12 protein-coding genes and 4 riboswitches are annotated in these 14,771 nt (G+C 32.7%); of the genes, 9 read left to right on the top strand and 3 right to left on the bottom strand.

Annotated elements, in window-relative coordinates; genetic code table 11:
- Positions 1 to 330 precede the first annotated feature (330 nt).
- The gene (locus tag G9F71_RS11250; RefSeq protein WP_164948220.1) at positions 331 to 2,022 is read left to right on the top strand and encodes a hypothetical protein; all 1,692 of its coding nucleotides are present in this window, start codon (positions 331 to 333) and stop codon (positions 2,020 to 2,022) included.
- A gap of 64 nt (positions 2,023 to 2,086) precedes the next feature.
- On the opposite strand, the gene G9F71_RS11255 is transcribed toward G9F71_RS11250, so the two are convergent.
- On the bottom strand, positions 2,087 to 2,491 hold the full coding sequence (locus G9F71_RS11255) for a YbaN family protein (RefSeq protein ID WP_164948441.1): 405 nt from the start codon (positions 2,489 to 2,491) through the stop codon (positions 2,087 to 2,089).
- A 516-nt stretch (positions 2,492 to 3,007) separates the two neighbouring features.
- Between G9F71_RS11255 and G9F71_RS11260 the strand changes: the two genes are divergently transcribed.
- Together G9F71_RS11260 and G9F71_RS11265 are read left to right on the top strand one after the other, a co-directional pair.
- Positions 3,008 to 4,738, top strand: coding sequence for a sensor histidine kinase (locus G9F71_RS11260; protein WP_164948219.1), 1,731 nt, complete (start codon positions 3,008 to 3,010; stop codon positions 4,736 to 4,738).
- 173 nt (positions 4,739 to 4,911) lie between these two features.
- Complete coding sequence (locus G9F71_RS11265; protein ID WP_164948218.1) at positions 4,912 to 6,300, top strand: glutamate decarboxylase; 1,389 nt, start codon at positions 4,912 to 4,914, stop codon at positions 6,298 to 6,300.
- A 140-nt stretch (positions 6,301 to 6,440) separates the two neighbouring features.
- Here the strand turns inward: G9F71_RS11265 and G9F71_RS11270 are convergent, their stop codons facing one another.
- Positions 6,441 to 7,748, bottom strand: coding sequence for a GNAT family N-acetyltransferase (locus G9F71_RS11270; protein WP_164948217.1), 1,308 nt, complete (start codon positions 7,746 to 7,748; stop codon positions 6,441 to 6,443).
- A complete protein-coding gene (locus G9F71_RS11275; protein ID WP_164948216.1) occupies positions 7,745 to 9,106 on the bottom strand; it encodes an MATE family efflux transporter in 1,362 nt (453 codons plus the stop codon). Before G9F71_RS11275 ends, G9F71_RS11270 begins: the two co-directional genes overlap by 4 nt.
- Before the next feature lie 295 nt (positions 9,107 to 9,401).
- Positions 9,402 to 9,576, top strand: a riboswitch (cobalamin riboswitch).
- Between the two features lie 167 nt (positions 9,577 to 9,743).
- Here G9F71_RS11275 and G9F71_RS11280 point away from each other — a divergent pair.
- The 6 genes from G9F71_RS11280 to G9F71_RS11305 all read left to right on the top strand — a co-directional run bounded on the left by G9F71_RS11280 (position 9,744) and on the right by G9F71_RS11305 (position 14,676).
- A complete protein-coding gene (locus tag G9F71_RS11280; protein ID WP_164948215.1) occupies positions 9,744 to 10,283 on the top strand; it encodes a cob(I)yrinic acid a,c-diamide adenosyltransferase in 540 nt (179 codons plus the stop codon).
- Positions 10,284 to 10,328: 45 nt separating this feature from the next.
- Positions 10,329 to 10,502, top strand: a riboswitch (cobalamin riboswitch).
- Between the two features lie 248 nt (positions 10,503 to 10,750).
- Positions 10,751 to 10,930, top strand: a riboswitch (cobalamin riboswitch).
- 222 nt (positions 10,931 to 11,152) lie between these two features.
- Positions 11,153 to 12,055, top strand: a complete 903-nt coding sequence (gene cbiQ, locus G9F71_RS11285) for a cobalt ECF transporter T component CbiQ (RefSeq protein ID WP_164948214.1) — start codon at positions 11,153 to 11,155, stop codon at positions 12,053 to 12,055.
- Positions 12,056 to 12,067: 12 nt separating this feature from the next.
- Positions 12,068 to 12,895, top strand: coding sequence for an energy-coupling factor ABC transporter ATP-binding protein (locus G9F71_RS11290; RefSeq protein ID WP_164948213.1), 828 nt, complete (start codon positions 12,068 to 12,070; stop codon positions 12,893 to 12,895).
- Between the two features lie 64 nt (positions 12,896 to 12,959).
- A complete protein-coding gene (locus tag G9F71_RS11295) occupies positions 12,960 to 13,712 on the top strand; it encodes an energy-coupling factor ABC transporter permease (protein WP_164946983.1) in 753 nt (250 codons plus the stop codon).
- Complete coding sequence (locus tag G9F71_RS11300) at positions 13,712 to 14,035, top strand: energy-coupling factor ABC transporter substrate-binding protein (RefSeq protein WP_164948212.1); 324 nt, start codon at positions 13,712 to 13,714, stop codon at positions 14,033 to 14,035. The genes G9F71_RS11295 and G9F71_RS11300 overlap by 1 nt, the downstream gene beginning before the upstream one ends.
- 64 nt (positions 14,036 to 14,099) lie before the next feature.
- Positions 14,100 to 14,280: riboswitch (cobalamin riboswitch) on the top strand.
- A gap of 213 nt (positions 14,281 to 14,493) precedes the next feature.
- Positions 14,494 to 14,676 carry a helix-turn-helix domain-containing protein gene (locus tag G9F71_RS11305; RefSeq protein WP_164948211.1) on the top strand — a complete coding sequence of 61 codons (183 nt, stop codon included), beginning with the start codon at positions 14,494 to 14,496 and terminating at the stop codon, positions 14,674 to 14,676.
- Positions 14,677 to 14,771 lie beyond the last annotated feature (95 nt).

The raw sequence follows: 14,771 nt of genomic DNA on the forward strand, positions 1-14,771 counted from the left end.
TATAAGAATAGTAGGAACTATTATTTTATATCTTCTTTTTATTTAATTGTAATATTTTACAAATTAGCACTATATCATAGTTTATTTATATACAATTATAACATGAATTTTAAGCAAGGCTTCAAGAAAAAATAATGTGAAAACTGAATTTACGCTCTTAGGTGTTGGATATAACAAATTCACCCACAATATAATAAAATTTTATTCCTTATAATTTCAAGGGGTAGTGATGGTGAATATGTTTGAATATAGTGTGCAAACAGGATATAATATATTGAATACAAAATATTGGTTATTTTATATATTTACATAAATGTTTGGAGGGAATAAATGATTTGCAACAATTGTAATAATGAATTTACTAATATTAGTGGATTGAAATTTTGCCCATATTGTGGAGAGGAAATAGAAGAGGACATTGATTCGAAAGTTAAGCAAAATGCCCCGAAAATTAATAACATAGAAAATGAGAATATAACTACTGGGAACATAAATAAGAAAAACCATGAGGATACACAACCTATGCCTGTAATAACAGAAAAAAATATAAAGAAGTATAACAGAGAAAATGGAGAGAAGTTTTTTGATTCATTAAAAAAAACCTTTGTGAACATGAAAGTAATCAGAGAAAAAAAATTTGCTTCATTAAAAAAAACCTTTATGAATATGAAAGTAACCAGAGAAAAAAAAATTACTCCATTAAAGAAAACCTTTATGAATATGAAAGTAGTTATACCTATAATAGCCCTATTAGTTGTTATTGGAGGAGGGGTGTTTGCATACACATTTTTTATTGCAAGGCCCGTAGATGAAGTTAGAATAAAGGAAGACTTGATGGGAAAAATAATAACTCTGCCTAAAGGTACAAGCATAAAAATGAGCAAGGATAACATGAAAAGCTTCAGTATAAATACTAGAAATACAGATAAGAGTAAGGATGAGATAAAAATAGCGTTAACTTTGAACAACGGCGCTATTGAGGCAAAGACTTTGGCATCAGTAGTATATACTTACCAAGGTAAAAATCAATGGAAAATAAGTGACGGAGTTACATTGGACACACTTACTGCAATAAAACCGGTTGTAGGTATGGATGAAAAGAAGTTCTTGGAAGCCGTGAAAAAATTAAGTATAACCATTGCAGATACAAAAGTAGTATTAGGTGGACAAGATGTTAAAAGTCTTGCTATAAGTTTAAAAACACCAGATTTAGAAAAGGGGAAAGAAGAAATTCTAATGCAAACATCTATAGACAGCGGACTTCTGGCTACTACAGGAAAAATAAAGTGCAAGCTTGTTTTTGAAAATGAAGCATGGAGAATTGCTACTACCGAGAAAAATAGCACTGAGGATTTTGCATTAGTAATATCGCCAACTTTTTCTAATGAAAAGGTTATTGAAGCTGTAAGGGAAAATGGATTGGAAGAAACAGTAACTTATTCGAATTTCTTTGGAGGAAAAGGGTTTACTGTAAAGGATAGTTTTACTAAGAGCATTAATGTAGCTGGTAAAAGGTATGATGCAGAAAAAGGAGTACTATATGTTAATGCTAAGAGGGAAAATACGGCGGGGGAAATAAAATCAGTATTAACAACTGGTTATACTTTCTCAATATCTTTAAGTAAAATAGCGTTAACAGATAAAGCAAAAACTACTGTTAATAGTGGTACAATAAATAATGTAGCGACTCCACGAATAATATCAACTATTACTAATGTTGAAGTTGAAGGAAGTAATTTGTTTTTCTGGTGGTCTAATAATCATAAAATAACACCTGAAGAAGCGAAGACATTTAAAACTAGTAAAATATTATCCAAAAAAGGTTTTGAAAATATAAAATATGTTTATGGAAGCATTACTTATAAGGATGATAAAAAGAATAAAAGCGCTTCTGGTTCCTTTGTAGCATTATATTTCCTTGTTTATGATGGAACTAACGGATACAACTGGAAATTAGATAAAATAATTGGTGCTGATTCACCTAATTACAATGCGCTTACTAAGGAAGCGAAAAATCAATAAAACATATAAAGAAAAGCCAGTTAAGGTAAATATTAAGAATCTTAGCTGGCTTTTTTACATCTTATCAGATTTCTTCTGTCTGATAATCTACTTTTAATATCTTTTTAGTTTTAATTTTGAAAATAAAATAATAATATTTACATAATATAATAAATATTAAAACAATTTTCATGAATATGTTATTTGTAATTATTAGTGGGAAAGCTATCATAAAATCGGCGAATAATAATATTATTACCTTTTGCTTTAAAGTTAAGGTTCTATCTTTAATAAAGCTTTCTAGATGCTTCTTATAAATTTTAGTACTCTTAAACCAGGTATTCAATCTTTCAGATCCTCTCATAAAGCATACGGAGGCTAAAAGTAAGAAAGGGGTTGTAGGTAGTACTGGTAAAATTATTCCTATAATACCTAATCCCATTGCTATAAAACCAACTAATACATAAATGATTTTGATTATTTTATTAATATTACATACCCCCCTATATTAGAAAAAACAAGTTTGAATTTATATATTATAATATTTAAATTACACAAACATTGTACCAAATATCCAGGGTTTTGTAATGTTTTAGTTAATATTGCAGCACCGCAGGTGATAATTTAATGATTTTCACTTTATCCACCCTTATCATGTCCAGGATTTTCTGGAAGGGGTTGAGAGCTTTTCATCCAGTTTAACCCTAGCAATATAGATACAAGTTATGTAACTGTTCCGAGGTTTAAGATTTACCTGGGGCATATAAAAGGCGATTTCAAACAAATACAATGACAAATTTATATGGTATTCTTGGAATATGGTGAATTTATGATAAAATATATTAAAAATCTTAAAATTTATGTTGAATAAATATAGGATATTAATATAATTGAAATATATGTATAAAATTAGAATTAAAGTGGGACTTGTTAGTGTGTAACTGATTAATAATAAATACAAACAGTTTGAAATAGTGTTATTGGATTATAGGGTGGGGGTAAAATTATGAATAGAGAGAAGTCTATAGAAATAGAAAAACTAAAAGCTAATATGAAAAAATTAGAACAAGCTAATTCTATTCTTCAAAAAGAGATAGCTGAGGATAAGAGAACTATGGAGGAGCTAAAAGCAAACGAGGAACGGCTAAACTTTGCTCTTGAGGGTAGCGGAGATGGTGTTTGGGATTGGAATGCAATAACAAATGAGATGATTTATTCAAAAGGATGGAAGGGCATGCTTGGTTATGAAGAGAATGAGATTCAAAATTTATTTAGCGAATGGGACAAGCTCCTTCACCCTGAGGATAAGGAGTCTGCTTATTTAAAGTTAAACAGGTATTTAGAAGGATTAGTTCCGGCCTACGACAGTGAATATAGACTCCGTGCAAAAGATGGATTTTATAAATGGATACTTAGCAAGGGTAAAATTATAAGCTGGACTACAGATGGAAAGCCTTTAAGAGTAACAGGTACACATTCCGATATTAATTCTCGCAAGCTAATGGAACAGGAATTAAGAGAAGCCAAGGAACGGTTTTCTAATGTTCTTGAGTATTCCCAGGATGCATCTTATAGAAGAAATGTTGTAACTGATAAATATGATTATATGAGTCCAGTTTTTGAAAGATTAACAGGTTATACTCTTGAGGAAATTCTAGTAATGAATGAGAATACTGTTTTTAAAAAGATTCATCCGGATGATTCGGATGATGTAATTCAGCGTATAAAAGAAGCATCCACAAAGAATGGTGCATCAGAGACAATAGCAATAGAGTACCGGTTTTTATGCAAAAATGGTGAGTACCGATGGTTTCTTGACAGGTTTACATCAGTAAAAGGAAAATTGCTACAACCGTCTTTTAGGTACGGAGTTTTTCAAGATATTACTTTCCAAAAAAATGTTAAAGAAGAGCTAAAAAAAGCAAAGGAAATTGCGGAAAAAGCTAGTATTAACAAAAGTGAATTTATTGCTAATATGTCGCATGAACTCAGAACTCCTATCAACGTTACCCTGGCAGGGGTTCAGCTCTTTGAGCTATATCTGAAAAATGGCTCTTATTTAAACAAAGAAAAAACTTCAAAACACTTAAAAGCTATGAAACGAAATTGCATGCGTCTATTAAGGTTGGTTAACAACCTAATTGATTCAACTAAAATTGATGCGGGATTTTATGAACCGCATTTTAGTAATCAAGATATTGTAAGTCTTATTAACAGAATTGCATTGTCGGTATCAGATTATGCAAAACAAAAGGATATCAACTTGCTATTCCATACAGATGTTGAAAAAATGTTAATAATATGTGATGTGGATATGATTGAGAGGATAATGCTAAATATCATCTCAAATGCTATAAAATTTACTGCGGATTCTGCTCTTATAAATATTTACAAGGGAGTGGACACGATTGTTATTTCAGTTAAAGATAATGGGATTGGAATTGAAAAAGAAAATCAAAATATAATATTTGAAAGATACAAACAAGTTTCAAAACTATTTACAAGAGAGAATGAAGGTAGTGGTATTGGGTTATCTTTAACGAAATCTCTTGTTGAAATGCATGGTGGAAATATTAGCGTAAAAAGTGAATATGGAAAAGGCTGCGAATTTATTATTGAACTTCCAGTTAAATATGATACAAATGAGGAGTGCATAATACATAATTTTAACGAAGCTGAGGATAAAGACAAATTTATTGAAAAGATGAATGTAGAATTTTCAGATATTTATGAATAAGAAAATATTCATAATTTTAGCTTAATGTATTCATGGACAAGCACCAGCAATTTATATAAAAGTGATATTAAGTATGTTTTTTCAATGAGATAGTATAATGCGTATAATACAGGTGTAAAATATTAAATAATATAATGGTTTAATTGTTGTGGATAAGAGAGGCGGAATAAAATATGACATTGTTTAATAATAAAAACAGAGATGATGAAGGGTTTAAATCTCTTTATACTAATTCAATAGCTCAGACACAGCTTCCGAAAGATGAGTTGCCTGATAAAATTTCCGATCCCCAAGTGATTCGGCAATTGATCTACGACGAGCTGTTTATGGATGGAAACGCTCGTCAAAACCTAGCAACCTTTTGTACTACATACATTGAAGACGAAGTGCGTGATCTAATGGATTTATCAATTAATAAAAATATGATAGATAAGGATGAGTACCCGCAAACTGCTGAAATTGAACATCGATGTGTTAACATATTGGCAAATCTTTGGCATTCACCTGGAGAATTAGACACCATTGGGTGTTCCACAATTGGATCAAGTGAAGCGGCAATACTTGGTGGCTTGGCATTTAAATGGAAATGGCGCAAACGTCGCGAAGCTGAGGGCAAATCTTCGAGTAATCCTAACATTGTATGCGGACCTGTTCAAATATGTTGGCATAAATTTGCAAGATACTTTGATGTAGAAATAAGAGAAATTCCTCTACTACCAGATGAGCTATGCTTGAAGCCTTCTCAACTAGTGGATTATTGTGATGAGAATACAATTGGAGTAGTGGCAACTTTGGGTAGCACATTTACCTGCGTTTATGAGCCAGTGGAGGAGATTGCTAAAGCCCTAGATGTGATTGAGAAAGAAGCAGGCTATGATATCCCCATTCATGTGGATGGAGCTAGCGGAGCATTTATTGCACCATTTATACAGAAAAATATTAAGTGGGATTTTTGCATTCCTAGGGTTAAATCTATTAATGCATCAGGTCATAAATTTGGTATGGCACCGCTTGGTGTTGGTTGGGTAGTTTGGAGGGCTTTGGAGGATTTGCCTGAGGAATTAATCTTTAATGTGGATTATTTAGGAGGACAAATGCCAACCTTTGCACTGAATTTTTCAAGGCCAGCTGGTCAAATTATTGCCCAATATTACAAGCTTTTGCAATTGGGTCATGAGGGCTACACTGCAATTCAGAATGGCTGTGCCAATACTGCCCAGTATTTAGGTGAGGAGCTTTACAAAATAGATTTATTTGAAATACTATATGATGGTCATGGTGCAATACCTGCAGTTTGTTATAAACTAAAGGATGAAATTGCAAGTGGATTCACACTTTATGATCTTTCTGACCGTTTAAGAATGCATGGTTGGCAAATAGCCTCCTATCCACTCCCAAGCAATCGACAAGATATAACCGTACAACGTATTTTAATTCGTCACGGTGTTAGTCGTGATATGATATTTTTACTTCTTCGTGATTTAAAAAAAGAATTGGAGATTTTAAAGGATAAATCAGCATTAAATACTTGTATTTGTAACAAAGTTAGTTTCCATCATTAATTAATAGAGATATAGCAAAAGAGCAGCACTATCAAAATAATTTGATTAGTGATGCTTTTTTATATTTAATAGTGATAGTATTTTCCTTAGGCCTTGTTAAACTTATATAAAGTACAACCGTTTAAATTTATAAATTATTGCTACATGTCCATATTATTATTTATATAATGACTGTGAACAAATCCTATTTTTTCTAACATATCAACATATTTATCAGGACTTTGAAGTAATATAAATTCTATATCATCATTTTTTGTTACATCTTTTATTGTTTTAATTACTGTAGCTCGTCCAATTCCTCTTCCCCTTAATGAAGGTTTAACGGCCCAAAAATATAATCCTAAGACATCGGTATCTAATTTACTAAATGCAGTTGTAGAAACTACTTCACCATTTAAAATCCCATTATAAAGAGTATAGCCATTTTCAATGTTTGTAACAGCATTATAAACTATATTTTTAAAAGTGTTCTTTTTAATTTCTTTAATTTCAAGAGCAGCTATAAAAGTTCCACACCATGTGTCTATCATTTCACTATTTGTAGCTTTTTCAATAGTAAATCCTTCTATTTTTTCATATTCACTATTTAAAATGTAGGGTGGAAGGTACATACAATTAAGCTCTTTATCATCTATATACCTAAAACCTTCAATGGCTTTAATATGATTATTTCTGCTTTGATTGTTTGAATCTATGAGATCCTTCGGAGTTCCTTCAATTATTCCAAACCAATCTGAATAACCATATTTTATAAAGCCACATTTCGCTGCAAGACCTGGTGACATATTATTTGCTTCATTTATTTGAAGAAAAGGTGTTTTTCCTAGCTTCATAATCTTTGATGAAAGGTCTATTGAAGTATCAACTGCATAATTATTTTTTCTATACTCATCCTTTGTGAACATTATACCCATGGAATTGTCATTGTGAACAAGCACCCATGAGGCAATATCTCCATTAGAATATATAGCTGAAGATGGTCGATGAGATATATCTTTTTCAATGGTTTTAAGGCTATCAGGATTTCTATAGGTGTAAAAATTATCAACTGTTTCTGCATCTTTTATATTAATAGATTCTACCGTGTTTTTTACAAGACTTAAATCTAAGTTTTCATTTGGAAGGTAGTGCAATGCACATCTGCTTTCCCAGGTGACTAAATATCTTTCTCTTATTTTCTGCGCAAGTGGTCTGTATACACCTGAAAATCCATAAAAATTATCTTTAAATAGTGTTTTAAGCACTTCATCTAAAAACACATCATCCTCAGTATATATGTAGTTAAAGTATTCGTATCTTACAAGAGCACCCCTAGATAATTGTTCCTTATCTACATATATTTCTGCTAGAGGTTCATTTTCTATTATGCCTATTATATTTAAATTTACAATTTGATTTTGATTTAAGTATTCCATAATTGCTTGTGATGCTTTAGTTTTTACTATCATATAATTTTCTCCTTCCATCTATTGGTTTTAAAATATACTATTATAATAACTGCCTCAATTACAACTGATAAAGATACTGCAGCCCACACACCATTTGTCCCCATATTTAATGTGCTTGCCAGGATATATGCAATGGGAAGCTTTAAAACTACGTTTGCAACTATTGAGGAAATCATAGGTGGGAATGTATCTCCTGACCCTTGAAAAGCTCCTCCATAAATTGTTGTGTATACTACAAAAATAAGACCAACATATACTATTCGGAGGTACTCCGCTCCAGTTCTTATTACTAATGGGTCATTAATAAAAAAACTCATTATATTTGCTGGAAAAATCAAATAGGGTATTGAAAATAAAATCATGTTGTAGCCTGCCAGTTTTAATCCTTCTTTTATAATTTTATCACATCCATTTATATCACCTCGCCCAAGGCTTTGACCCACCATTATTGAAATGGCAGTTGAAAGACCAACAAGGAATATAAAGGTATAGTTAAAAAGCTGTCCACCTATTCCGAAGGCTGCGGTACCCTCTCTACCTCCAACTGTATACACAAGGCTGAACATAAACATTCCGGTAATAGGTCTTGCAACCTGCTGCAAACATGCCCAGCCTCCTATCTTTAATATTCTAATACTGTTATTTAGTTGCAGCTTCATACTCCGTATAAATTTATTTAGACTAGAATCGTATATTTTCCTAATAAGAACAATAGTAATTGCAATGCAAGAAAAAACCATAGATATAACTGTTGCAATAGCAGCACCTGCAATTCCTAAATGAAATGTGAACATAAAAAGGGGATCAAGTATTGCATTTATTAGATTAGATATTCCAAAAATTATAAGTGGAGTTAATGTATCTCCTAGTGATTGCAGTATTGTCCTTAATACTGAATTTAAAAATACAAATATTGTTCCAATAAAGACAACGGATAAATACTTTTCTGTCAGAGCTGCTACATTGGGTTCCGGATTAAAAATTAATTTGATTATGTTTCCTGTATTTAAAAAACATATTATACTCAATATTATTCCGAAAATAAGTGATAGAGTAAATGATTGTCCACTAAAAGATCTAACTGCCTCCATGTCACCCTCACCATAGCTTCTTGAAACAAGAGCTATAGTTCCAGCTGAAACGAGAGTTGATATCACAAAGATTACACTCGAAGCTGAATTAGATAGTGCAGCAGCTGCGGCTTCATTCGTACCAAGCTTTGCTATGAAATATGTATCAACTGTTCCCAAAAAACTTTGAAGTATCATGCCGATCATAATAGGCCATGAAAGCATGAAAATTTTCTTGATATCGTTATTTAATTTTTTATCTGTTGTTTTTAATATATTTTTACCCATTGACACTCTCCCTTCTCAATTATTTAACACCGCAATTGCGATAAGTGCATAAAAATATTCTGTTTATAATAAAATATAGTTATTATCTAAATTAATCATATTTATATTTTTGCAAATTGTCAATATATCTTATACATTCTATATAAAGGATAAACAGATAATAATAGAAATTAAATGAATAAAAGCTGGTGGTGATAAAATAAGAGCAAGTAGCCAAGGACTGGAAAGCTATGGATGAAAACTTACTTTTAGCATTGCAAAAAAAGAGAAAATATTCTATACTATTGTTACAACTTAATAAAAAATTATTTAAGGTGCCTTTTAAAGGTTTAATAGGGAAAGTGGTCTAAATCCACTGCAGCCCCCGCTACTGTACACGGAGACAAATCCATACCACTGGCAAAGCGCTGGGAAGGTTGGAGGAGAGTGACCCGCAAGCCAGGAGACCTGCCTAGATGATATACAGCTTTATCCTACGGAGGGACGGGATGGCAATTATATATGCTTTTTTGCATTGTATTGCTTTCACATGGGATGTGAAGGCATTTTATTTTATATAAAGTCTTTTACTCGACCTTAAGAGGAAATTACCGTAGTACCACAATTAGATATTTTTAAACAAGGAGAGATGAATATAATGGGAAAATTAAAAAATGGATATGTGCAAATTTATACAGGAAATGGTAAAGGGAAAACAACCGCAGCTGTAGGACTAGCTGTGAGAGCTGCTGGAAACGGATACAATGTATTTATGGTACAGTTTTTAAAAGGAAGTAAAACTGGGGAAATTGAAAGTTCCAAAAAATTGGCTCCTTTTTTTAATATATTTAGGTTTGAGAAAAAGAGAGGATTTTTTTGGACATTAAATGCTGAGGAAAAAATTGAATTAAAAGAAGAAGTGCAAAAAGGATATGAATTTTGCAAAGAAGCATTAAAAGAAGAAAAATGCGATATACTTATTATGGATGAGGTAATGGGAGCATTGAACAATGGACTAATAAGTGAAGAACAAGTACTAGAATTAATAGAAAATAAACCTTACAATATAGAGTTAATTTTAACAGGAAGAAACGTACCTAAAGCTATAATAGATAAAGCAAATCTGGTAACTGAGATGAAGGACATAAAGCATTATTTTAATGAGGGAGTGCCATCTAGAGAGGGTATAGAATTTTAGATATTGCAATAAAGGTAAATATAGGCTATAATAACAGTAATAACTTAACAAATAGTCATCTAAGGTACCTTTTAAAGGATTAATAGGGAAAGTGGTCGAAATCCACTGCAGCCCCCGCTACTGTACACGGAGACAAATCCATACCACTGGCAAGCGCTGGGAAGGTTGGAGGAGAGTGACCCGTAAGCCAGGAGACCTGCCTAGATGATATACAGCTTTATCCTACGGAGGGACGGGATTGCAATTATATTGCTTTCACATGAGATGTGAAGACATTTTATTTTTATAAAATATTTTGCTCGACCTTTTGTAGGTTGGGTATTTTTTTTTGGAATATAGTGTTTTAAAAGGTTGTTAATATACATAATAGAAAAAGATGCTATGTTTGGAGGGACAAAATATGTTACATCTATACAACTAAATTCATTGACTTATTGTATAGTAAGGGCATTTGCAAAGAACTAAAAACTAAATAATAGAATATAGGTTTAATTAAAATTAATTAAAAGGGAATTGGGTTAAAATCCTGAACTATCTCGTAGCTGTAATAGATGAATTTAGGTATATTATGCCACTTGGAAACGGGGAAGGCGTACTTAAATAATGATTCTTTAGTCAGAAGACCTGCTTATATTTCTGCACCATAAACTCTACGAGTGATAGAGAGGGCACTGTAATGAAAATTTGTTTATTTATTTTATATGAATAAGCATATTTTTCAAGCGTTTCCTTTTAACACTTTAGTTAAAAGGAATTTTGTTTTTTAAACCCAATTGTCGGTTCCATTGTTCACAATGTTTCCTCCATTTTTGTGGTTCTAAATTATTCAAGAATGCTAACATGAGATAAAAATTCAAAGGAGGTGTGACATGGGAAAAATTATTATTATTTTATGTGCCATATTTCTGATAGTTGTGATTTTCTTCAAATGGAAACATGGAGATGGGCACACCAATGGTGATGGGAAACATCATCACCATAAAAGCGGACATAAACATGGCGAAGGGTTTTCAATTGATTTTTATGCTTACACTTCTAAAATCAGACACTGGAATGCTACTTTTAAAGTATCTCTTTCTGCTGCTATACTGATTCTTTGTATTGCATTGGAAAACCCTTATGTATCTGTTGTTGTTATTATTGCAATGGCCTATTTGACCATTGTAAAAGGAGAGCTTCCAGTAAATGAATATTTGTCAATACTGGCGATTCCAATCGTCTTTATTCTCCTTGGCACGTTTACAATTGCCATTGATTTTTCAAAGCAGCCTATGGGACAGTATAACCTGAATCTTGGTTTCTGCTATGTGTTTACCTCTCAGGCAAAGATTAAGGAAGTGGTCTTTTTGATTCTGAAGGTTTTTGCAGCTATAAGTGCCCTACAGATGATGACACTGTCAACTCCATCTTCTGAGATTATCTATGTACTCCGAGCTGCACATGTGCCAAAGCTTATTGTAGAGCTGATGAACCTGATTTATCGTTACATTTTCATTTTAATGGATGTCTATTCTAAAATGAAAAACTCTGCAGAAGCCCGACAGGGCTACTGTGATTTTAAAACTTCCTGTTATACATTTGGAAGCATTGCAAGCAATATGCTAGTTATTTCCCTTAAAAAGGCAAACACTTATTATGATGCCATGGAGGCCAGATGCTATGATGGAGATCTTATTTTTTTGGAGGAAGATAAAAAGGTAGAGACAATACAGATTGCCTATGCAGTAGCATTTATAATTTTTTTGATTCTAATCTGGGGATTTACAAGATAGAAAGGGGATACTATGGAAAAACCAATATTAAATGTAGAAGATTTATACTACGTCTATGGAAATGGAAAGTCTGCATTGGACGGCGTAAGCGTTGATATCTATGAAGGTGATAAAATCGCTGTCATTGGGTCCAATGGATCCGGAAAATCCACGTTTTTCTTGAACATAAACGGTGTATTTACACCAGAACAGGGGAAAATCATTTATCGGGGTACTGTCGTCAATAAAAAGAATTTAAAAGAGCTTCGAAAAAAAATCGGAATCGTATTTCAGGATGCGGACAATCAAATAATTGCATCTACAGTTAGGGCAGAAGTTGGATTCGGACCGATGAATCTAAAGCTTCCCAAAGAGGAAGTACTAAAGCGGGTTGATGAAGCATTGGCATATATGAACATCTCAGATTTTAAAGATCGTCCGCCACACTATTTGAGTGGGGGTGAAAAGAAGCGTGTAACCATTGCGGGTATCATTGCTATGAAATCGGAAATTATTATCTTTGATGAACCTACTGCATCACTGGACCCTTTAAATGCAATGATGTTAGAAGAAGTTTTGGACAAGCTTGGTTTGGAGGGTAAGACAATGCTGATTTCCACCCATGATGTAGATTTTGCATATAGATGGGCTAAGCGAGTCCTTGTATTCTGCCAGGGAAAAATTATTGCAGATGGAACACCGCTAGAAATTTTCCAAAACACTGAAATTTTAAAACAGGCAAATCTAAAACAGCCAACTATGATGGAGGTTTATGAATTGCTTGTAGAAAAACATCTGCTGGAAGATACTAAAGCCTATCCGAGAAATACACAAGAGTTCAAGAAAATACTTGAAAAATAGTTAGTTTTTCTAGGCTTTTTAGCTTAGATTAATATAAATTAAAAACAATAAAGGAGGAAAAAAAATGAATCAAAAAGAAAGAAGAATAGTCTCTATTGCAATTGCTTTTGCATTAATTTTCGGAGTAAATACCGTAGCAAACGCAATGCACATTATGGAAGGATATCTTCCACTAAAATTTTGTATAATATGGGGTGTTATATGTGTCCCATTCTTAGTAGCAGGCTACTTATCAATTAAGAAAACATTGTCAGATAATCGTAAATCCATCACTATTCTTGCTATGGCAGGAGCATTCGTTTTTGTGCTATCATCTTTAAAAATTCCGTCAGTAACAGGAAGTTGCTCACATATGACTGGTACTGGACTTGGTGCAATCTTATTCGGACCAATGGCAGTGAGTATTCTTGGAATCATTGTACTGATTTTTCAGGCAACCCTGCTTGCTCATGGGGGACTGACAACGCTTGGTGCTAATACGTTTTCCATGGCTATTGCAGGGCCGCTTATTTCTTATGCAATCTATAAATTATGTCAGAAGTTGAAAGTCAATAAATATGTAGGCATTTTTCTGGCAGCATCAATTGGTGACCTATTCACCTATTGTGTAACAAGTTTTGAGCTTGCATTTGCATATCCTTCTGCAAGCGGTGGTATCGTAGCGTCTGCTGGTAAATTCCTTGCAGTATTTGCACCGACACAGCTTCCACTGGCAATTATCGAAGGTATTCTGACTGTTGTCATCATTATGGGTCTTGAAACATATGCAAAATCTGAACTTACAGATCTTGGATTTTTAAATGGAGGTGAAAATTAATGGCAAAGACGAAAAAGAAAGTTATCATTTTATTAATTATTGCTGCATTGATTGCCATTATACCATTATTTGCGTTAAAGGGTGCTGAATTTGGTGGCTCCGATGATGCAGGAAGCAAAGTAGTTTCCGAGATTACAGGTACCGAGTATAAGCCTTGGGCTACACCTGTTATGGAAACTTTGATTGGTGGAGAATTACCAGGTGAAATTGAGAGTTTACTCTTTTGTCTACAGACAGGTATTGGAGTCGGTGTTCTTTTCTTTTTCCTCGGAAGATTTGTAGAGAGAACTAAAAAAGAAAATCAGGATAAGAAAATTAAATAATGGGACTCATATTTAAATCATATTGGCAGTATCTAATATTGCTAATATGATTTATATATCACAAAATTGAATATCAGCTTTAGGTGCCCTGAACTAAGGGTTAAAAGGGAAAGTGGTTAAAAACCACTGCAGCCCACCGCTACTGTATTAGAGGATGAAATCCAGAAAACCATTGGGAAACTGAGAAGGTTGGAGAGTAAGATGATGCTAAAGCCAGTAAACCTGCCTAATGTGTAGAATTTTAGTCTTCGGAGGGAGGATGAAAATACGTAATTTAACAATTATATTGGGTTTTTCAATACGTGAAAAAGTTAATTACATTATTCTACATCTTTGGGGTGTGGTTTTTTTTTGCCACTTTTTTACACCGTGATTTACCATTTAAAAATAAGAAGTCAGAATAATTTTATACAATTATATAAGTAACTCTATGTGAGGCAGGGAGGTGTTTATAATATATGGTGACAAGTTCAGAGGGAAAATTCGAGCTGGCCACTTATATGGCTAATATTGAAAAGGAAATTATTGAAAAAACACTGAAAAAAAACAATAATAATGTTAGCAAAACTTCAAGAGAGCTTAGTATTTCAAGACAAAATCTGCAATATAAAATAAAAAAATATAACCTAGACTTGAGATAATAAAATATGTATGGCATATGAAGTTTTAATTTATAATATATTTATTATAGTAAAGTAATACTAGTTACTCATGTGGATACTGGGAGGTGTTATAA

It is taken from the genome of Clostridium sp. FP2, from assembly GCF_011065955.2.
GTDB lineage: Bacteria > Bacillota > Clostridia > Clostridiales > Clostridiaceae > Clostridium_AD > Clostridium_AD tagluense.